This is a genomic window from Arthrobacter sp. TJ-254 (assembly GCF_058269175.1).
Map to the genome: position 1 here is coordinate 674,321 of NZ_JBZCNF010000001.1, position 20,154 is coordinate 694,474.

The following is a 20,154-nucleotide window of genomic DNA, read 5'->3' on the forward strand; positions in this document are numbered from 1 at the left end:
CCGATCCCCAGCGCACCCAGCGCCGGGCATTGGTCCATGTCAGCTCCCCACTCTTCCGCCGGAGCGAATCTTCCTGGCGACAACCTCCATTACCTTCGGTGAGTCTCATGAAAGGGGCCTCCATGCCCAACCCTGCTTCTGATTCAGATCAGGAAAATCTCCTCGCAACGTCGCAGCGTCCTGCCCGGCGTGCACGACGCAGGTGGATCGGTGCCGCAGCGGCGATCGCCGCCGCGCTCGTCGTCGGCTCGGTGTCGACCGGCGCCTCAGCCTCCAAGCCGGGGCCGGAAAGCTGGGTGACCAGCGGGCCGAATGTGCCCGCGGGCCTCAGCGACACCTTCGAGAGCAGGTTCGTCGAGGCGAACGGCATCCGCCAGCACGCGGTCATCGGAGGGAAGGGCCCGGCGGTGCTGCTGGTGCACGGCTGGCCGGAGGACTCGTACGCATGGCGTTCGGTGCTCGAGCCGCTGGCCGAGGACCACACCGTGATCGCCGTGGACCAGCGCGGCATCGGCCTGACCGAGAAGCCCGCCGAGGGCTACGACTCGGCCACCTTGGCCGACGACCTTGCCGCCCTGATGACCGAGCTGGGCCATGAGAAGTTCTCCGTGGTCGGCCACGACACCGGATACTTCATCGGCTACGCCCTGGCCGCCGACCACCGCGACCGGGTCGAGAGCCTCGCCGGCGTCGAGGTTCCCGGTCCTCCCGGGATCACCAAGGGCGGCCCGCCGCTGTTTTCCGATGAGGCCACCAACAACCGGCTCTGGCACATCCCCTTCAACCGGGTGGACGATGAGCTGATCGTGAACCTGGTTCGGAACAGCGCCGAGGAGTTTTACCGTTACGAGTACCGGATCCAGGGCGGCGGGTACACCCCGCCCGAGCACGCGATCAAGTACTACGTCAAGCAGTACAACCGCGACAAGGACAGCCTCCGCGCCAGCTTCGAGCTCTACCGCGAGTGGGACGCCCTGGTCGCGCAGAACGCCGAACGCGCCAAGACCCCGCTGACCATCCCGGTCATCGGCATCGGTGGAGAGAAGAGCTGGGGGCCGGCCGCTGCGGCGGGCATCAAGGCCGCCGCCCCCCAGGTCCAGACCGCCGTCATCCCCGGCGCCGGCCACTGGGTCGCCGAACAGGCCCCCGAGGAACTGGTCAAGGTGCTGCGCACCTTCCTGGCTCCCACGGGAACCGCCCAGTAGTCACCGCCCGACCACGGCAAGCCCAGTGAAGCCCATCGCCGTCCCGGTGGTGGGCTTCACTGGTGCCGGGCTGCAGGATTTCTCCAGAGCCTCCCATGCAAGACGGATAATCTCGGGGCGTGGACCGGATGAAGGCACTGTGGTTAGTGGAGAGGCATGCCGAACCAGCGAAGCAGCTGCTTGTCGAGGTCCGGCTGGCCCTCGCCGGCCCAGGCCACGTGTCCGTCGGGTCGTATCAAAACGGCCGGTGCGCCGAGCTCGTCGCTGCCATCCACTACACCGTCCACCCGATCCGCCCAGCGCTGGACGGAAAGCCTGCCGGTCCGGTCGAGCAGCAACCCGCGCCCACGGTGCATCAACTCGTACAGGCGTCCCTGCTTCAAGGGCATATCGCCGATTCGCCTTCCGAGCAGGTCCGGGCCCGTGCCGAAGTCGTAGCGGACCCCAAGGGCGGTGATCTTCTCGATCAGGAACCGGCTCACGACGTCGAAGTCCATCAGCTCCGCCATGAGTCGACGAACGGCCCGCGGGCCCGGACCTGTGGACAGCAGCTCGCTCTGCGCGCGGGTGTTGTTCAAGACATCGGCGCCTACCGGGTGCCGCTCGGCATGATAGCTGTCCAGCAGGCCCGCCGGTGCCCAGCCACCGATCTCAGCGGCCAGTTTCCAGCCCAGGTTGAAGGCGTCCTGGATGCCGAGGTTCAACCCTTGCCCGCCTAGCGGGGGATGGACGTGCGCGGCGTCGCCTGCCAGGAACACTCGTCCAACCCGGTAATGCTCGGCTTGACGGGTGGAGTCACCGAACCGGGAAAGCCAACGTGGCGAATGAACACCGAAGTCGGTGCCGGCGACCGCCCGCAGCTGGCGCTTCACCTCGTCGAGCGTTGGAGGAATCGCTCGGTCCTCGGTGACGTCCGCGGCAGGTACGACGACGCCGTAAAGACCGTTTCCTGCCGGACCGACACCGAATCCCTTCTGGGTCCTGCGCACCTCCTCCACGATGGCTTTCACATCCTCCGGGCGGGCAGTCAGCTCCATCTCACCCCGAAGCCATTCGTTTCGGGCTGACTCCCCGGGAAAATTCACGCCAAGCTTCTTACGGACGAGGCTGCGCCCGCCGTCGCAGCCAACGAGGTAGCGTGCGCTCAGCTGCGAGCCGCCGGCCAGCTCTACCGTTACTCCTTCGAGGTCCTGCTGCAGGCCGACCACTTCGCTGCCGCGGCGGACATCTGCGCCTAGTCCGGCCGCGTACTCGGCCAGCAGGCGGTCAGTGACCGGCTGCTGGATACCGAGAACGTAAGCGTGGGCACTGTCCAGGTGTTCGGGCCACGGTTTCTCGATGCCCGCGAAGTGCCCGGCGCCTGGGTACTTTCGGCCGTGCTCCAGGAAACGTTGAAGCAACCCGCGCTGATCCAGGATCTCGATACTGCGAGCATGCAGGCCGAGGGAGCGGACCTGTCTGGTCGGCTCGGCCGCTTTCTCCAGTACCACCACGTCCACATCGTGCAGTCGGAGCTCGCCCGCCAGCATCATCCCGGCAGGTCCGCCGCCGGCAACGATCACGTCGATCATCAGGTCCTCCTTCAGAAACGTCACCGCGGCCCGACCTTCTGTGCCCTCATCGGCGCAACGCTGTATTGCCCGGCCGCGGCTCGCTATTTTGCCCGAGGGAGGGGGCCTTGCGGCAAGATCCCCCCGGAGCTATATTCTGAAGACGGCAGGGAGATCACGATCTCCCTGCCTTTCGTTTCACCGCCCCCATTAACGCCGGTCAGGTGCGAGTTCGGCCCGTACAGGTTCATTTCCACCCACCGGCCTTCATGCCCTGGATCTGCACGGGGCGTTGCGACGTCGCTTTTTGGCGAACCTCCACCCGACAAGTTCAGTGGACCGAGAATCCGCCATCGACCATGACTAACTGTCCAACGACGTAGGCCGATGCGGTGCTGGCCAGGAATACGGCTGCTCCGGCAAAGTCCTCCGGCACACCGTTTCGTCCGATGAGTGTGCGTGCAGCCAATGCCCGGACGGTGCCCGGGTCTGAACTGAGTCGCCGGTTCAAGGGGGTCTGCACGAAACCCGGCACCAGCACGTTCGCGGTAACGCCGTAGGGTGCCCATGCTTCAGACTGCGACCGGGCGAGGGCCTCGAGTGCTGCTTTCGACACCCCGTAGGCGCCACTTGAAGCGAAGGGACGGTGCGCCTGCTGAGAGCTGATGTGGATGATCCGCCCGAAACCGCGTTCCGCCATACCGGGGGCGAGTCGCTGGCCGAGGATGAAGGGGGCCTCGAGGTTTACCTGCATGGTTGCGTCCCAGGTGGCCTCATCGAGCTCGGGCATAGACGGGCGAAGGTTGATACCGGCCGAATTCACCAGGATGTCGATATCTCCGGCAGCACCGGCAAGAGCGTGCGCACCCTGGCGGGTCGAGAGGTCCGCGACGATGCCATCACCGGAGCCCCCGGCCGTACGTACTTCCCGGACCGTGGCATCGATGGTCACACGGGTCCGGGCAGCGACGAGCACATGTGCACCTGCTGCGCCGAGCGCCAGGGCGATGGCTTTGCCAATCCCTGAGCTTCCTCCTGTAACGAGTGCTACGCGCCCATTCAAGCCGAAAAGATTACGCAGGTATGTTGACTGGTCCATCGCCTGAGCTTAACAACAACCACGCTGACTGGCCTGCAGGTCCAGGCAGCTTCGATCCAGCCCCGGGTCCCTAGGTGCGATTTCACGTTCTGGATTCGAAAGTTGTAGTGAATTCCGTCAGAAGCCGAAACCCCTGCCTGTCGACAGACCTGTGAGCCGCCGCAAGCACCACAACTCCGGTTCCGGCGTCCCGGTCGAGTCCGATCCAACTGCTGAAACCCCCGGTGGCGCCGTTGTGCCAGGTGATTTCGCGGCCCCGGTGCTCGAGCGTGATCCACCCCGCACCGACACGGACCCGAGGGGTGAATTCCGCGACCGGCTCGAGGGCGGAAAGGCCCCGTGCTGTCCCCTCGAGGACCGAACGAAGGAAGACGCGCATGGTGCCTACGGTCGCGCGAACCCCTCCCGCCGGCGCGACGGCTTCACCTACCCATGCGGACTGCGGGCGTCCGAATCGACTGCATCCCTTCAGATCCGCGCGCCCGAGGTCCTCCGCGTGCGCGGGAGTCGAGAACCCGGCACCCAAGACCTCCTGCAGGAGTCGTTCGTAGCTGCTCCCTGCGGCTTTCGCGACGGCGTGCCCCAGCAACTGAAAACCCAGGTTCGAGTATCTGGGCCGAGGGGCGCCAAGGCGCACATTGCGCGTCTGGTCCAGGAGATCGGTCAGTGAATCACCGTAAGGGTTTTCACCTCGGATCAAAAACTTGAGGTTTCGGCGCAGTGGATGCATCCCTGGCGGCAGGCTGGGGAGACCGGAGCGGTGAGTAGCCAGGGAGCTCAGGGTCACGGAGCCAACCTCGCCGTGATCCTCAAGCGGAAGCACCTCGCGAAGGACTGTCGTCGGTGCCACGAGGCCGCGCTCGGTCACATCCCGGTACAACATGCCGGTGAGCGCCTTCGAAATCGACCCAATTTCGAAAGATGACTGATGGCCGGAACCCACAGTCGCTGTCATCTCACACTGGGGAGTAACTACCGCCACTGCTGCCGTGGGCGCTATCGACCGGAATGCGCGCTCGGCGGCGCGCACAAGTTCAGTGTCCCCGCTCCATTCGGTGTTCACTACGAACTTTCCCTCCTGGCCTCAAGTTCGACATTCAACAGAATCCACTCCAACCCCGGTCCGGTACCCCAAAAGGTGGTGCTGCTTTTCACAGGCGGTCCTGCGCGTACTCGGTGATGGCCGGGACCAGGAATTCGACCATGCCCTCGTGGTAACCGTTATGGAATCTGCCCATGTCCTCGTTCTCCTCGTAAAACAGTGCCATGCCAATGTAGGCCTCCCTGCTGGGCGTGTAGAACCGCCGGGCGATGCGGTAGTGCTGCTCGATCCGTTCCTGGCCTCTCGGGGTGGGGCCGACATTTGTGCTTCGGCGGCCTCGAGCACTCCCGAAGCACCGGATTGCCGCAGCCCTCACCGGACGGCCGAGGTGAGCCCGGGACCGGCGGCAGGGGTTGTGAGGATGTTCACCGGGCGGAAGCCCTTGACGATGAGCCACACGGCCAGGCTCAGCTCCCACGCGAACACGGGGAGCGCGACGATCAGACCAACGGTGGAGAACTGCCCATAGGCACCGAACATCACGGCGACCGCGGAGAGGGAGATCATTGCCCCGCCGGCCAGCCCGAGCACGGCGATCGGACGGGGGACCAGGCGCGACGAGTACATCAGCGCGGCCAGCAGCAGCGAGGCGGCACCGAGGGCGAAGTTCGGCCCGAACAGGACCGTCCACTCGCGCAGGGCCACCAGCGAGGAGCCGATGGTGGAAAGTACGTCAGGGTCGGTATCCGCGTCTCCGGCGAACTGCCGGCGTAGCGTGACGATCGACAACAGGCTGAGGATCCCGATGAGAATTAGCGCCGCCTCGAGCAGGCGCGCCACGACGAACGCCAGCGCGAGACGCTCACTCTGCCGCTTCAGGATCGGATACAGCGTCACTGCGGTGCCGACGGCGGCAACCACCAGGAGGAGTTCGATAAGCGCGCCCAAGAGGATTGTTTCATCCACGCCTGCGCCCGTGATGTAGCTGGTGTCTGTCAGGATCGGGCGGTGAAGGGCGGCTCCCACAATCGCGCCCACCTCGGTGAGCAGGAAGAAAGCTCCGGCGGTGACGGCGGTCGGCCTGGACAGGTTCATGATTCTTCCCTCGGCTGAAGGTGTACGACGTACACTGAATCGGAAGAACGCTAGGGTGTACACCGTACTCCTGTCAAGAGATGCCCTCCGAGACAGCACATTGACGGCGGGGTACTCTCTGCCGGCGGGACGAGCTGTGCCGATTCGTGCGCTTCAGGTTGTCCACGTCATCGGCCCCCCCCAATACCGGAAGGCTGCAGGCCTAGGCGTGGAGGTCCTGCTCGATAGCTCGTAGCCTGCCGACGCATTCCCGTGCGAAGCCGGGCCAGGTCGACCAGTAGTAGGGGACCCCCGCCAGCGCGATGGTCAGCGCCCAGGCGCGGGCCTGCAGCCGCACGCCGGCATCCAGGCCCAGTTCCTCGGCGTACGCCTTTCTGGCTTCGGCTGGCAGATCCCAACCTGCCGCATGTTCACAAGTCGGATTCCCGACGGAGAGGCCGCCGAAGTCGACCACTCCCACCAAGACGCCGTGTCGGACGAGGAGGTTGGACGGCTTGAGGTCGGTGTGCATCCACGTATGCGGAACCAGCGATTCCTCCAGGGTGACGGCTTCATCCCAGATGGACGTCAGGCGGTCCAGATCCAACTCGAGCCCTTCCAGTGAACGGCATGCAGCGAGGTTCTCCAACGTCTCGCGGGACCGGTCCCGCAGGCTGCCGCCACGGTAGGAAAACAGAGAACCTTCCCGCCGAGCGCCCATCAACTCCGCGCTGTGGAGTGCTCGGACGAAACCCGCTAGGTCACGGCCGAGCCGGGGTAGATCCTCCACGAGTTCGGGATGCAACGCGGTGCCTTCGATCCACCGGTAGACCGACCACGCGAACGGATAGCCGACATCGGGGCTGCCTTGTGCAACCGGCTCGGGAATGCGCAGCGGCAGCCACGGGGCCAGACGCGGCAGCCATTCCTGTTCCTTAGCCACATCCACCGCGGCGCCCGAGGTGCGCGGCAATCGCACCACCAGGTCATCGCCCAAGCGGAACATGCGGTTGTCGGTGCCGTGCCCGGCCGGGGTGAGGGCCAGATGCTCCCACTCAGGGAACTGGTGATCGATGAGCCGGCGCACCGTCTCTTCACCGATCCCGACTTCGTCCGCGTGCAGGGATGCCATGGCGTTAACTCAAACACAGGTCACCCGCGCCAACGACATGCCCGCCTCCGGGTGCAGGTACGCCGGCTGCGGAGGCAACAACGCCTGCCAACGGTCCGTCGGCTGACTGCTGTTCAACGGGCGGGCTGTCGCCGCGGGAATCGAATCCGGCCTTTCGGCACCCGCAGACCGACAGCGCTGCAGCCGGACCAATCGGCGCCGGGCCGTCAGGCAGGGGAGTGGAGGTATTCCAATTGGGCTGCCACCGAGCTCTCGGCCGCCCGCCGCACAGACGGGTCGGCTTCGGCGTAGACGATGTCCGCGACCTGCTGTACTCCCGCATCCGGCCCAAGCTGTGTCACGGCGGCGCGGATCTGGGCCAGGCGGTCCAGGCGGTGCGTGCGGTAGGTGCGGACAACGGCGTCCAGCGCCGGCAGGACGGGGCCATGGGCCGGCAGCACCGTGGCCGGTCCGAGCAATTCGAGCCGGTCAAGTGAGGACAGGTAGTCGCCGAGGCGGCCGTCGGGGTGATCGAGCATCGTGGTTCCGCGGCCCAGGACGGTGTCCCCGGTGAGGACGGACCCAGCCGGGCCGTCGAGGGGAAGGTGGAAGCAGACCGAATCCGAGGTGTGCCCCGGCGTGGCCACCACCCTGATTTCCGTTCCGGCAACGGACAGGACTTCGCCTCCCTGCAGCGGTGGTCCTGCGATGCAGTATTCCGGGTCGGCGGCGCGGACGGGCGCACCCGTCAGTTCGTGGAGGCGCACGGATCCGGCCGTGTGATCGGCGTGGCGGTGCGTGATCAGGATCAGTTCCACGGGACCGGCGGCGAGCTCCTGAAGGTGCTTCTCGTCCAGCGGTCCCGGGTCCACCACGACCGACCCCGGGTGACTGTCCGCACCGATCAGGTATGAATTGGTGCCCTCGAGGCTCATTGGTCCGGAGTTCGGTGCGAGCCTGAAGCATGTCAGGGCGGTGGAGCGGGCCTGGGTGGAATCTTCGGCAGTCACCGTTCCATCGTCGCACCACTGTCCGGGCGGTACCGGACTCGCTGATTCGCCGGCGTTCATTGAGCGAACCTACCTCATCCGGTATCCGCGATCCAGAGTGTACGCTGTACACTTTGGATCGTGAACGGTCATGCAGAACCACGAGGAGCTCACATGAAAACCCCAAAGGAGCCATTCGTGAATACCAACCGTCGCGCCCTGGTCTTCGGTGCCACCGGCTTCATCGGGCGGTGGCTCGTCAAGGAGCTGCTCGACCAGGGCATTCCGACCACCGCCGCCGTCCGAAACACCACCCGGTTTAGGACCCTGCGCCACTGGCTGGCCGCCCGCGGTGTGAATGTTGAATTGCTGGGCGCGGTTGAGGCCGACCTGGCGTCGGAAGGAATCGGGCTGGACGGCGACACCTTTACCCATGTCGGCGAAATCTATAACGTTGCCGGCGCTTACGCGTTCGGAATGACCGCGGATGAGGCCCGTGCCGCAAACGTCGACACGTCGCGGCGCGTTGTCGAGTTTGCCGCTGCCATCCCAGGGGATGTGCGCCTGGTCCACCTGTCCGGCTACCGGGTTGGCGGACAGGAGCCCGGCTCGGTTCCGTGGTCGGAGCAGAAGCTCAGGAACGAGTACAAGCGCCTGGGCGCCTACGAAGCGTCAAAGGTCGAAAGCGACGCGGTCGTACAGGCAACAGCGGAGGAACTCGGAGTGGCGCTGACTATCGCCAACCCGGCTTCGGTTATCGGACACTCGGTCACCGGTGAGTCGGACCAGGTCCTGGGCCTGGGGACCGCCGTCCTTGACCTGGTCACCGGCAGGCTGCCCGCCGTGCCGGGCAACTCAAAAACGTTCGTGCCCGTGGTCACCGTTGACTACCTTGCCCGGTTCCTGACGCTGTTGCCGGTGCAGGAGGAGACCCGCGGAAAGTCGTACTGGATTCTCGATGACAGCACCCCGGAGCTCCCTGAGGTGCTGCGGCTGATCGGCCGGCACCATCACGTGCGGGTGCCGCGGCTGCGCATTCCCGTCGGGATCGTGAAGCGGCTGCCGCGTGCCATCACCGGCGCAGACCCCGAGACGTTAAGCTTCCTCGCCTCGGACAGATATCCCACCGGTCCGGCGAACCGGCTGGCGGAGCAGCACGGACTCGCGCATCCGGAGGTCACCCAGGCCTTGACGCGATGGAGCGACTATCTGATTGCCAGCGCGTCCGTCGGCCGAAAACCGGGCTTACCGCAGGAGGGAACTCCTACCTAGACGGCGACTTTCCGCCCGGCGGCCACAGGGCGAAGTTCGGGAAGCGGCAACCCGCTGAAGACTGACTGGGCGACGAGCAGGGCAAGTCCAATGATGCCGGCCTGTTTTCCCTGGGTGGCACCGACGATCTGTATCCTGCGCGTGGCCAGCGGCAGGGACCGACGGTAGACGGCGCCTTTGATACCTGCGAAAAGGTAGTCCTCGGCGGCTGCGAGTTGCCCGCCGATGACGACAACCTGCGGGTTGAAAAGGTTTACGGTCACCGCAATCGCTTCGCCCAGGAGTTGGCTGGCGTTGCGGGCCAGCCGGACTGCTTCCCGGTTGCCGCCGCGCAGCAGACGGACGGTGTCGTCGACCGATTCAGCCTCGATGCCCAGAGCCTGCAGGTCGCGCAGGAGGGCCCATCCGCCCGCGTAGGCCTCGAGACATCCGATGTTGCCGCATCGGCATTCCGGTTCGTCCTGCACGTTGGCGGGCTTCGGCACATAGTTGTGGCCTATGTCGCCGGCAGCACCGTCGGCGCCCCGGTGCAGCCGGCCGTCGGAGATGAGGCCCGACCCGACACCGGTGCCGATCTTGACCATGAGGAGGTGCCGGGCCTCTGGGAAGGAGACCTGCTGCTCCCCGAAAGCCATGGCATTGGCGTCCTTGTCCACGATGACCGGGCAGTCATAGGTACCACTGAACCATCCTGGAATGTCGTACTGGTCCCATCCGGTCATGATCGGCGGGTGCACCACCTGCCCGGTGGCGGTATCAACGGGCCCGGGAACGCTTACGCCGATGCCCACCACCGACGCGGCCGGCGCATCCGCCGCGGCGAGCAGACGCGAGAATTCCTTACCCACCAAGCCAAGGACGGCGTCCGGTCCTTCGGTGACCGGGACGGTGAGTTCAACTTCTCTGAGGATGGTTCCTGAGAGGTCGCACAGACCCACCCGCATTCCGGTGGCGCCAATGTCAGCGACAAGGAGGTGCCCGCCGGTGCGGTTGAAGGCGTAGGACTCTGCAGGGCGTCCCTTGGTCGATTCCGCCCCCGACGGCACGACGAGCCGCGATTCAAGCAGCGCGTCCAACCGCTGGTTGATCGTGGAGCGGGACAGCCCGGTCCGGGCCGCAACCTCGGATTTTGTCAGCACGAGACCGGAGCGCAGAAGCCGCAGTATCTCCAAGGTGCCGCCCGCCGGTCCCTCGGGGGCAACTGGTATGGATTGCGGATTCATGGCTTCTCTGCCCCTTCGTCATTGGCCTGCCTGCCATATTAACCCGGGCGGAGCAGGGGTTGCGTGCATCACATCCCATAGTTATGCTAACACTTAACGTTACTTCGACGTACATATGGTTTTCAAAGTCAGAAGGGGCAACGATGCCACAGCTACGCAACACCTTGATTGTTATTGCCACAACCGCTGCAGGGGCCCTCACACTGGCTGGCTGCAGCACCACCGCCACGACACCGGCCTCCGGCGAGGGTGGAGAAGCGAAAACTGCTGCCGTCATCAAAGGACTGGACAACCCGTTCTTCCAGTCCATGGAAGACGGCATCAAGGCGGCGGATAGTTCAATCACCGTCCAGGCCGCACAGGACATCACCGACACGAGCGGCCAGGCTGACCGGCTCTCCTCTCTCGCCGGCCAGGACTTCAACTGCTTCATCATCAACCCCATCAGCGGCAACAACCTGCTCCAGGGTGTCGCACAGCTGAAGGCCAGCGGAAAGACCGTCGTGAACATCGACAGCCCTGTCGACCCGGAGGCCGCCGCTTCCGCTGAAGCCACCCCGGACACTTACATCGGCACCGACAACGTCTCCGCCGGCAAACTCGCGGGCGAGCACATGGCCAGCCTCGTCGATGACGGTGCAAAGGTCGCCGTGATCGGCGGCATCGCGGGCGACGTGACCAGCGGTGATCGGGTGACCGGCTTCACGGAGGGCCTCGGCACAAAGGCCCAGGTGCTGGAGACCGTCTCCGCGGACTGGGACCGCCAGGTGGCACTGACTAAGGCGGGGGACCTGCTGCGTGCCAACCCCGACATCGCCGGCTTTTTCGTGGCCAACGACGTCATGGGACTGGGTGTGGCCCGGGCCGTCGCCGATGCGGGCCTGACCGGCAAGGTCTCCATCATTAGCGTGGACGGAGTCCCTGAGGGACTTGCCGGCGTTGAATCCGGCGAGCTGACCGCGACCGTCGCACAGTACCCCTACGCGATCGGCGAGATGGGGGCACAGGCCTGCGCCGCAGCTGTCGCCGGCGACGACCTTCCAGGGAACGTCGAGGCACCGGTTGCCCTTGTCACCAAGGACAACGTCGCCGAGGCAATCGAAGCCGCACCCGCCCCCTTCGAAGCCTACGAGAACCCGTTCGCCAAGTAGCAGTTCAGGCCCGATCAAGGAAGCCAGGCGCCATGTCCTCCGTTTCGCACACACCCCCAACTCCGGTGGGGAACACTCCGCCGGCGACCAGGCCCAGCCGCTCCGGCCCCCCTGCCACGGCTCAGGGCGACCGCTGGTACTCCAACCTGCGGCGCATCGGATTCTGGGCCGACCACGCCGCCATCATCGGGCTGGTGCTGCTGGTGATCGTCTTCACCGCGCTGAACCCTGTGTTCCTGACCCTGGGGAACGTCCAGTCGATCCTCGTGGCGTCGTCCATCCTGATGGTGCTGACCATCGGGCAGGCATTCGTGATCCTAAGCGACGGAATCGACCTGTCCGTCGCCTCAACCATGACGCTTGGAGTAATCGCCTTCGGCATCGCCTTCTCCCAAGGGGCCGGTCTGGTTGTGAGCATGCTCGCGGCCGTCGTAGCCGGCACGCTGATCGGGTTGCTCAACGGCATCCTGGTGGCCAAAGGCAAGATTACGGACTTCATCGTGACCCTCGGATCCCTCTCGGTCGCCTCCGGGCTGGCCCTGGTCCTGTCCGACGGAAAGCCGATCTCCGTGTTCAGCGTGGACCTCATCAACTTCTCAACACACGGGCTGCTGATCTTCGGCTTTCCGTTCCTTGTGGCCGCCGTGATCGCCGTCCTAGCGCACGTGGTGCTCTTCCGAACCCGCTTCGGCACTCACCTCTTCGCCACCGGCGGGTCGAAGGAAGCAGCGCAGGCCACCGGCATCAGCACGGCACGGATCAAGATCGCGGTCTACACCATCTCGGGTGTTCTTGCCGGCATCGCAGCAATCATGCTCATCGCTCGGGTGGGGGCGTCCGAACCGGCAGCGAACACCACCTTCCTGCTCAACTCCGTCGCCGCCGTCGTCCTCGGGGGCGTCAGCCTCACCGGAGGCCGAGGCAACATCTTCGGGCCCATCGTGGGCGCGCTGCTGCTGACCGTCCTCACCAACGGGCTCACCCTGATGAACGTCTCGCAGTTCTACCAGCCACTGGCCGTCGGCATCGTCGTCATTCTTGCCGCCCTACTCTCGAGGTTCCAGAAATGACCACAACCATCACCGAGCCCATCGTCGACGTCCGTGATGTGTCCCTCTCCTTCGGGAGCGTCAGAGCACTGCGGAACGTCAGTGTCACCCTCGCCCCGGGGGAGATCACCGCACTCGTGGGAGACAACGGCGCCGGGAAGTCCACCCTGGTGCGCTGCATCGCGGGCATCCACCGTGCACAGTCGGGATCGATCCGTTTCGACGGCGAAGAAATACACTTCCGCAATCCTGAGGACGCCCGGGAAAAGGGCATCGAAACCGTGCATCAGAATCTGGCGCTCGTCGACGATCTCACCGTCTGGCAGAACCTGTTCCTCAACCGTGAGATAACCCGCGGCGTCGGTCCCATCCGGTTCCTGAACCGCAAGGCCATGCGTGAGGAAGCCGAGAGGATGGTGTCGACGCTCGCGGTGAACGTCCCAGCCGTGAAATCGAAGGTCCGTCGGCTGTCCGGCGGGCAGCGGCAGGCGGTGTCGATCTGCCGGGCCGCGGGCTTCAGCTCGAAGCTCGTCATCATGGACGAACCGACCGCCGCCCTTGGCGTGCAGGAGACCGCCAAGGTGGAGCAGCTGATCCTGAAGCTGCGTGACGACGGACATTCAGTGCTCCTTATCAGCCACAACTTCAGCCAGGTCATGCGCCTTAGTGACCAGGTCTGGGTGATGCGGGCCGGCCGCTGTGTTGCAGGCCGGCGCACCAACGAGACCACCGGCGACGAAATCGTTGCCCTCATCACTGGCTCCCGTGAGCAGTAGAGCAAAGGAACACATGACTATGACAACAACAACCAACGCACTCGGCGTCCACGCCCTCGTCTGGGCAGGGGACACCTCGCGGGAATCGGTCGAGACCGTCATCACGCGTACGGCCGCCGCCGGTTACGATCTCGTCGAGTTCTCTCTGCACGACTCCCTCAACCTCGACGTCGGCCACGCTCGGAAGCTGCTCGCGGACAACAACCTGGACGTGGTGTGTTCACGCGGCCTGGCCTTCGATGCGGACGTCTCCAGTGACGACACGGCGACCGTGGACCGCGGCGCAAAACTTCTGCAGGACTCCCTGCGCATCACCCACGAGATGGGAGGCACGCATTTCACCGGCGCGCTCTTCAGCGCTTTGGGCAAATACGGGGCGCCCATGACAGCCGCCGGCAGGAACAACGTGGTGAGGGTCCTGAAGGACCTCGCCGCCGAGGCGCAGTCCCGCTCCATGACCCTCGGGCTGGAGATCTGCAACAGGTACGAAACCAACGTCATCAACACCGCACGGGACGCATTGCGGCTGGCAGACGACATCGGCGAGGACAACGTCCTGATCCACCTCGACACCTACCATATGAACATCGAGGAGAATGACCTTGTCACCCCCGTGTACGAGGTGGGGGAGCGGCTTGGCTACGTTCATATCGGGGAAAACCACCGGGGCTACCTCGGTTCGGGACACCTTGACTTCACCTCGTTCTTCCACGCCCTCGCCGGCATCAACTACACCGGCGCCATCACCTTCGAAAGCTTCTCCTCGGCTGTCGTCGCCCGGGGGTTGTCCAACGACCTCGCGGTGTGGCGGAACCTGTGGACCGACAGCGAGGACCTCGCCGTGCACGCCCGGACCTTCATGCAGAACCAGCTCCACGCAAGCCAGGCGGCGCGGTGACGCTGGAGGATCTTCTCGAACGGATCGCGCTCCTTCAGGAATCCCATCCCGCACCGGTCATTATCGGGGTGGTCGGGGCTCCGGGGGCCGGCAAGACCACGCTCGTTGAGCAGCTCATGGTCCGGCTCAACGCCGAAGAGTCCGCGCCCGAGCGCCAACGTCATGCGCATGTGCCGATGGACGGCTACCACTTGGCCGACGTCGAACTGGCCCGCCTCGACCGGCTCGACCGCAAGGGAGCGCCGGATACCTTCGATGCGTACGGTTATGCGGCCCTCCTAGAGAGGCTCCGTGGACCGCGGGAGGCCGTGGTGTATGCACCGGGCTTTGAACGCACCATTGAACAGCCCCTCGCAGGAGCGATCCCGGTTCACCCGTCGGCAACCACGATCCTCACCGAGGGCAATTACCTCCTGCTTGACGAACCCGGCTGGCGCAACGTCCAATCCCAGTGCACCGAGATTTGGTACTGCGAGCAGGATGACCAGCTCCGGGTGGAACGGCTCATCGCCCGGCACATCCGCTTCGGGAAAAGTCCCGCTGCTGCCACTGACTGGGTGGCAAACGTGGATGAACGCAACGCCCGTCTCATCCGCAGCACGAGGGACCGGGCGGACCTGATCGTTACGCTCGAGGATGTCGCCCGGCTCTGACGCAGGCGGCCAGCAGCCTGGGTTGGCGGCGTGGTGCGGCGGCGTGGGAGCGGCGTGCGGTGCCTGGGGCAGGGAAACCCACAGTATTCAGTGTTAGGACCGTCCTGCCCTAGCTTGCGGCCTTCTTGACCAGCGCGCTGATCGTTGCCTCATCGGCGGCGGTCAGCTTCGTCAGGGCGAACGACGTGGGCCACATTGTGCCGTCATCGAGGTTCGCCGCGTTATCGAACCCGAACGTCGCATACCGTGACTTGAACTTGTGCGAGCTTTGGAAGTAGCAGACGACTTTGCCGTCCTTGGCATACGCGGGCATCCCGTACCAGGTTTTCGGTACGAGTTCTGGTGCGCTGGCCTTGATGATGGCGTGGATCCGCTCGGCGATGACGCGATCAGATTCGGGCATCTCGGCGATCTTCTCGAGCACGTCGCTTTCACCATCGGCCTTGGCGCCCCGCGGCCGGCGTGATGCCGCCTTGAGCTCCCGAGCGCGCTCCTTCATCGCGACCCGTTCCTCGTCGGTGAATCCGTCCTGCGCCTTGGCGTTTTTGTCGGTGCTTTCCGTCTCCTGCATGGCAAGTTCCTCTCTACGATCTGATCCCACCATCCTCATCATAGGAAGCGGCGGCTTATGTGGAACTACTTGATTGCGCCGGTTGAGTAGGCCTGGGGGGGCGCCCTTAGCCGTGGGAGCGCTTCGTAATGATCTGCCGCCCCGCGATGGGCTGGCTACACTGAGCCGATGAACGAGGACAGCAAGGACCATATCGTCATGCGCATCGTTGACCGGCTGGCGGCCCGCTACCCGGAGGCCCCGCGACCGCAGGTCGAGGTCATCGTCGAGGAGGAGTACGACACCTTGGACGGAGGCCGGATCCGGACGTACATTCCGACCCTCGTCGAGCACAGTGCCCGAAACCGGATCCACCGCGAATTCACCGGTCAGCACCACGACCGCTAGCCGGCCCGAATAAGGCTGAGCTTCAGTCGATGGAAGCCAGGATCGCGTCCAAGGCATGCTCGGACGTGGACCCGGGGACGTTCACCAAGGCGGCGGTGAAGTAGTGACTGTCAGTGCACAGCGTTGCCTGCTGAGCGGGGCCATTGCTCCCAGTCCAGCCAGACCAACCGCGGGACTGGATCCACTCCGCACTGATTCGGGTGTCACCCGGCGAAAGTTGTCCGCCTTCGTCGCAGCTTTGTCTGATCATGTCGAGTTCATCGCCGCCGCCGGACAGGCTCAGGGCACCAAGGGTTGCGATGGGTGCGTAGACTTCCCCGACGGAGGCCGTGTACACACACATGCCCTCCGACGGCAGCGGGGTTGTTCCCGCCGGAGGATCCACTCGAGGAAGGTCAGGGAACTTTCCGAGGTACGTTTCGCCGGCCCCGCAGAAGTCCGCTGACGGCAGACCGGTTGTTGGCACCGACGGCGGCGGTTGGGGCGAGGGGCCCGCTGGGGCCGATGTTGAAGTGACCGAACGGGGCAGGGGGCCCACCGCCTCGGTGGCGGACTCATCCGCCGGCGGTTGCTGAGAGCCGCACGCCGACAGGGCAAGTACTGCAAGGGCCGCGGTAAGAACACTGGCAAAGGACTGCTGCATCTTTCCCCCATAGATCGCAATGGTTCATTGTAGAAGCATGAATCGGTCCGACGGCGGGCGCCGTTGGTCCTTTTTCGATTCGATGGTCCGCTGCAGCCGGGACCCGACGCGCCCAGACACCACAATCACGTCTCCTCAACACAGGCTCAACTGGCGCTTGCTGCCGATCCAATGCCTGTTGCCCTCCGGCATTGGAAGGCCCGCCCTCGCTTGTGGAGCGAGGGCGGGCCGACGCCGTCCATAGCTGGTGGGCCATTGCACCAGCCCTCTGCCTGCTTGGATTCTCCTGCCGAGGCGTCCGTTATGAGGCCAGAAGACGGTGATGGATGCTCCTTGCGCTAGTGACCGTCCTTGCCGCAGTCGATCTTGACCTTATTGCTCTTGTCCCAGCCGTCTTTCTTGCTGTAGCTGTGAGCCCGGTAGTCGTTGCCGCACTTGGCCTTCTTGCTGTCGAACTTGAACTCGCCGCGATGCGTGCGCACGTTACGCTCGTCGATTACCTTGTCCTTGCCCTTGTGATTGGTCTGGACGATCTTCACATAGACCTTCTTGGCCTCGTAATCCTTGCCGATGACCTTCAGCTTGCCGTCGCGGTCGACCTTCAACGTAAGGTCGCCGCTGTTGTCCCGGTTCTGATCCGCAGCGGTTACGGCCTGGACGGGGGCAGCAACCACGGGAGCTGAAAGGCCCAGGCCCGCAAGCAAGCCAAGCAGCGTCCCGGCAACAAGGATCAACAGCCGCCAGCTGAGCGACTTTTTCATGATGGGTTTCTACTTCCATGAACGCCGGATCGGTGATGGGGACGGGCGCGCTTCATCGGCGCTGCGACCGGATGTCCGGCGGGTCCGTCCGCTTTTGCCCAGAGCGGATGCAGCTGAGTTCGAGCAGCCGCCAGCCTCAGTGCCGGGAGCCGTTCGTCTCCGGTGCATTCGATGCGGTTTTCACGTGGTCGGTCCGACTACCCCAGCGGAGCCATTCCTACACGGCCTCAAAAGGCACGACTTAAGCCTAGACGACGGCCGGCCACCGCAAAAGAGCCGGCGCGGTCCGCCCAGTGCACTGCAGCGGCTTCATCACCACTCCCAGGGCATTAACGAAACCTAGTCCAGCACGTGCGCGTGCCGAGCCACCGCCATCGGCGGCAACCCGCCTGTCAGCTGCTGCCCTCGGCCTCCGCACCACCGGGCTGCCACAGCTGAACCTGGTTGCCTTCCGGGTCGTGTAGTGAAGCGAACCGACCGTTTGGATACACCTCCTGGTCAACTTCAACCGATACACCGCCTCGACGCAGCTGGCCGACCATTGCGTCAAGATCGGCTACGCGGAAATTCAGCGACCATGAATGCCCCTTGCCGCCCACGTGCTCGGAGTCAGGCGGCATTACGGCGAAGACCGTAGGTCCGGCGTCCTGCCACCAGGGACTCGCATCGTACGACTCCGGTGGAGTGTCGACACCGAGCATGTCGCTGTACCACTGCGCCAGCTCGGCAGGTCGTGTGCCGGTCACGAACACCCCGCCAATTCCCGTTACCCGTTCCATGAGCCCTCCCCTTCAGTCCGGTTCACAGAAGCCGCCCCCAACCTAGCCCGGCGGTGATGGGGACCAGCGTAGGCTCGTGCTCCTACAGGTTCAACCCGTTACCCCTTGAACACCTCGTCCTGCGGCCTCCAACGCCCGATGGGCCAAAGTGGGAATTCCGTTCGGCATGAAAAAATATTTGCATAATCGTCTAATCTGTTGTGGCGGAAGTGAATCACGCACACTGGTAATGTCTGGCAAATGGGCAGGGGACGATTTCATCGGACAGTAGGTCTCGTAATAGCGCTATTGGCCGGAGGCGCGGCCGCTCTGCTGTGGATCGCCGTTGCGGCCGGGGGCCCTTCGCCGTCTGACGGTGCGACCCCCGGCGTCGTCCTCGGCGCCTGGAGGGTGCTTTACAACACTGATGCACCACCCGTCCGGGTACTGGTTGTCGCCGTTGCGTTGGCCGTGCTGCTGGCCGCCGGGGTGGCGTTGCTTGAACAGCGGATTGCCACCCGCTCCCGGCGGTCGGCTAACGCCGACATCGCTCCGCTGGCCCCCAGGATCGTCATGGCGGCCACCCGGGGTGTCTACGACGGGCCGGTGACGGTTACCGTGCTGATCCCCGCGCACAACGAGGAAGCATCGCTGCCCTCAACGATTGCTTCCCTTCAGGCCCAGTCCCATCCGCCGGAGCGCATCGTGGTCGTGGCGGACAACTGCACCGATGCTACTGTCGCGCTGGCCCGCCGTGCCGGCGTGGAAGTGATTGAATCGGTGCACAACACGAAGAAGAAGGCAGGCGCGCTGAATCAGGCGCTCAAGCAGATCCTTCCATCGCACGGGCCAAACGACGTCGTCATGGTGATGGATGCGGATACCCAACTCGACGACGGATTCCTCGCCGCAGCGGTGCGGCGTTTCGCCGATGACCGGGGTCTCATGGCGGTCGGCGGACTGTTCTATGGAGAGCCGGGACACGGCATTCTGGGCCAGTTCCAGCGCAATGAGTACATCCGGTACAGCCGCGAGATCCGGCGCCGCCGCGGGCGCGTCTTTGTCCTGACGGGGACGGCATCGCTCTTCCGGCCGGTCGCCTTGCGGACTATTGCGGACGAGAGGGGGCGGACGATCCCCGGAACCCCAGGTGATGTCTACGACACGGCGGCACTCACTGAGGACAATGAGCTCACGATTGCCCTCAAGTCCCTAGGCGCACTCATCATTTCCCCGAGCGAATGCACCGTGGTCACGGAGCTGATGCCAACCTGGTCCACCCTGTGGGCGCAGCGGCTCCGGTGGCAGCGCGGTGCCCTCGAGAATATCGGCGCTTACGGGGTCACTCCTCAGACAATGCGCTACTGGGCGCAGCAGTTGGGCATCGGGTATGGGGTGATCGCGCTCAGCGCGTATGTGCTTCTCGTTTTCCTCATGGTGTTCTCCCTCGATGAATGGGTTTGGTTCCCGTTCTGGGTGGGACTGGGTGCCCTCTTTATCGTTGAACGCGTCGTTACGGTGTGGAAGGGAGGCTGGCGCGCCCGCCTGTTGGCCGCGCCGCTTTTCCCGGAACTGTTCTTCGACATGTTCCTCAATATCGTCTACGTCAAGGGGATCATCGATATCTCGCTTGGCCGCACGGCCAACTGGAAGCACGTGACCCGCGTCCGGGAGCAGGAGAAGGCGGAGCCGATATCATGACCAACGGACTGCACATCTCGATGGGAATCCTGTTTCCTGAATCGATTCTGCATAGCGAGGTGTTCGCCATCCTGGCGACGGTCGTGGCAATCAACACCGTCATGTACACCGCACTGGCCGTGGTGAAGGTGCTGCCGAAGGCCCACCCTCCGGCGTGGCTGCGGACACGCCGGGAGCGCCAGGAAACCCGCAGCATCTACCCGGACGCCCCCTACTAGTCGTCAGCGCAGTTTTTCCATTA

At 64.7% G+C, this 20,154-nt stretch carries 21 protein-coding genes; 10 read left to right on the top strand and 11 right to left on the bottom strand.

Features of this window, described 5'->3' with window-relative positions:
• Positions 1 to 122: 122 nt before the first annotated feature.
• A complete protein-coding gene (locus tag AC4D14_RS03210; RefSeq protein ID WP_490900123.1) occupies positions 123 to 1,205 on the top strand; it encodes an alpha/beta fold hydrolase in 1,083 nt (360 codons plus the stop codon).
• A 143-nt stretch (positions 1,206 to 1,348) separates the two neighbouring features.
• Here AC4D14_RS03210 and rox read toward each other — a convergent pair whose 3' ends face one another.
• The 7 genes from rox to AC4D14_RS03245 form a co-directional block, all read right to left on the bottom strand.
• Entirely contained in the window at positions 1,349 to 2,776 is a 1,428-nt protein-coding gene (gene rox, locus AC4D14_RS03215) for a rifampin monooxygenase (RefSeq protein WP_490900482.1), read from the bottom strand.
• A gap of 310 nt (positions 2,777 to 3,086) precedes the next feature.
• Positions 3,087 to 3,854, bottom strand: coding sequence for an SDR family NAD(P)-dependent oxidoreductase (locus tag AC4D14_RS03220; protein WP_490900124.1), 768 nt, complete (start codon positions 3,852 to 3,854; stop codon positions 3,087 to 3,089).
• Positions 3,855 to 3,936: 82 nt separating this feature from the next.
• Entirely contained in the window at positions 3,937 to 4,917 is a 981-nt protein-coding gene (locus tag AC4D14_RS03225) for a serine hydrolase domain-containing protein (RefSeq protein ID WP_490900125.1), read from the bottom strand.
• A gap of 88 nt (positions 4,918 to 5,005) precedes the next feature.
• Positions 5,006 to 5,374, bottom strand: a complete 369-nt coding sequence (locus AC4D14_RS03230; RefSeq protein WP_490900126.1) for a TipAS antibiotic-recognition domain-containing protein — start codon at positions 5,372 to 5,374, stop codon at positions 5,006 to 5,008.
• Positions 5,269 to 5,991, bottom strand: coding sequence for a DUF4386 domain-containing protein (locus AC4D14_RS03235; protein WP_490900127.1), 723 nt, complete (start codon positions 5,989 to 5,991; stop codon positions 5,269 to 5,271). The genes AC4D14_RS03230 and AC4D14_RS03235 overlap by 106 nt, the downstream gene beginning before the upstream one ends.
• A gap of 202 nt (positions 5,992 to 6,193) precedes the next feature.
• Positions 6,194 to 7,102 carry an aminoglycoside phosphotransferase family protein gene (locus AC4D14_RS03240; protein ID WP_490900128.1) on the bottom strand — a complete coding sequence of 303 codons (909 nt, stop codon included), beginning with the start codon at positions 7,100 to 7,102 and terminating at the stop codon, positions 6,194 to 6,196.
• Between the two features lie 206 nt (positions 7,103 to 7,308).
• Positions 7,309 to 8,091 (bottom strand): MBL fold metallo-hydrolase, encoded by a 783-nt coding sequence (locus tag AC4D14_RS03245; protein ID WP_490900129.1) that lies wholly within the window; start codon positions 8,089 to 8,091, stop codon positions 7,309 to 7,311.
• Positions 8,092 to 8,268: 177 nt separating this feature from the next.
• On the opposite strand from AC4D14_RS03245, the gene AC4D14_RS03250 reads away from it, so the two are divergent.
• Positions 8,269 to 9,342, top strand: coding sequence for an SDR family oxidoreductase (locus AC4D14_RS03250; RefSeq protein WP_490900130.1), 1,074 nt, complete (start codon positions 8,269 to 8,271; stop codon positions 9,340 to 9,342).
• Here the strand turns inward: AC4D14_RS03250 and AC4D14_RS03255 are convergent.
• Entirely contained in the window at positions 9,339 to 10,565 is a 1,227-nt protein-coding gene (locus AC4D14_RS03255; protein WP_490900131.1) for an ROK family protein, read from the bottom strand. The two genes, AC4D14_RS03250 and AC4D14_RS03255, sit on opposite strands and share 4 nt — an antisense overlap.
• A gap of 143 nt (positions 10,566 to 10,708) precedes the next feature.
• On the opposite strand from AC4D14_RS03255, the gene AC4D14_RS03260 reads away from it, so the two are divergent.
• From AC4D14_RS03260 to AC4D14_RS03280, 5 genes are read left to right on the top strand one after another with little or no spacing between them, the layout of a single operon-like run.
• Entirely contained in the window at positions 10,709 to 11,716 is a 1,008-nt protein-coding gene (locus AC4D14_RS03260) for a substrate-binding domain-containing protein (RefSeq protein ID WP_490900132.1), read from the top strand.
• Positions 11,717 to 11,748: 32 nt separating this feature from the next.
• Entirely contained in the window at positions 11,749 to 12,786 is a 1,038-nt protein-coding gene (locus tag AC4D14_RS03265) for an ABC transporter permease (RefSeq protein ID WP_490900133.1), read from the top strand.
• Positions 12,783 to 13,541, top strand: coding sequence for an ATP-binding cassette domain-containing protein (locus AC4D14_RS03270; RefSeq protein ID WP_490900134.1), 759 nt, complete (start codon positions 12,783 to 12,785; stop codon positions 13,539 to 13,541). Before AC4D14_RS03265 ends, AC4D14_RS03270 begins: the two co-directional genes overlap by 4 nt.
• A 19-nt stretch (positions 13,542 to 13,560) precedes the next feature.
• Positions 13,561 to 14,439, top strand: a complete 879-nt coding sequence (locus AC4D14_RS03275) for a sugar phosphate isomerase/epimerase family protein (protein ID WP_490900135.1) — start codon at positions 13,561 to 13,563, stop codon at positions 14,437 to 14,439.
• On the top strand, positions 14,436 to 15,092 hold the full coding sequence (locus AC4D14_RS03280; RefSeq protein WP_490900136.1) for a nucleoside/nucleotide kinase family protein: 657 nt from the start codon (positions 14,436 to 14,438) through the stop codon (positions 15,090 to 15,092). Before AC4D14_RS03275 ends, AC4D14_RS03280 begins: the two co-directional genes overlap by 4 nt.
• A gap of 109 nt (positions 15,093 to 15,201) precedes the next feature.
• Here the strand turns inward: AC4D14_RS03280 and AC4D14_RS03285 are convergent, their stop codons facing one another.
• Complete coding sequence (locus AC4D14_RS03285) at positions 15,202 to 15,663, bottom strand: iron chaperone (RefSeq protein ID WP_490900137.1); 462 nt, start codon at positions 15,661 to 15,663, stop codon at positions 15,202 to 15,204.
• Between the two features lie 168 nt (positions 15,664 to 15,831).
• Between AC4D14_RS03285 and AC4D14_RS03290 the strand changes: the two genes are divergently transcribed.
• On the top strand, positions 15,832 to 16,050 hold the full coding sequence (locus AC4D14_RS03290) for a three-helix bundle dimerization domain-containing protein (RefSeq protein ID WP_490900138.1): 219 nt from the start codon (positions 15,832 to 15,834) through the stop codon (positions 16,048 to 16,050).
• A gap of 981 nt (positions 16,051 to 17,031) precedes the next feature.
• Here the strand turns inward: AC4D14_RS03290 and AC4D14_RS03295 are convergent.
• Complete coding sequence (locus tag AC4D14_RS03295) at positions 17,032 to 17,454, bottom strand: hypothetical protein (RefSeq protein WP_490900139.1); 423 nt, start codon at positions 17,452 to 17,454, stop codon at positions 17,032 to 17,034.
• A 392-nt stretch (positions 17,455 to 17,846) separates the two neighbouring features.
• Positions 17,847 to 18,233, bottom strand: coding sequence for a VOC family protein (locus AC4D14_RS03300; protein ID WP_490900140.1), 387 nt, complete (start codon positions 18,231 to 18,233; stop codon positions 17,847 to 17,849).
• 288 nt (positions 18,234 to 18,521) lie between these two features.
• On the opposite strand from AC4D14_RS03300, the gene AC4D14_RS03305 reads away from it, so the two are divergent.
• Positions 18,522 to 19,913, top strand: a complete 1,392-nt coding sequence (locus tag AC4D14_RS03305) for a glycosyltransferase family 2 protein (protein ID WP_490900141.1) — start codon at positions 18,522 to 18,524, stop codon at positions 19,911 to 19,913.
• Positions 19,910 to 20,131 (top strand): hypothetical protein, encoded by a 222-nt coding sequence (locus tag AC4D14_RS03310; RefSeq protein WP_490900142.1) that lies wholly within the window; start codon positions 19,910 to 19,912, stop codon positions 20,129 to 20,131. Before AC4D14_RS03305 ends, AC4D14_RS03310 begins: the two co-directional genes overlap by 4 nt.
• Positions 20,132 to 20,154: the final 23 nt, after the last annotated feature.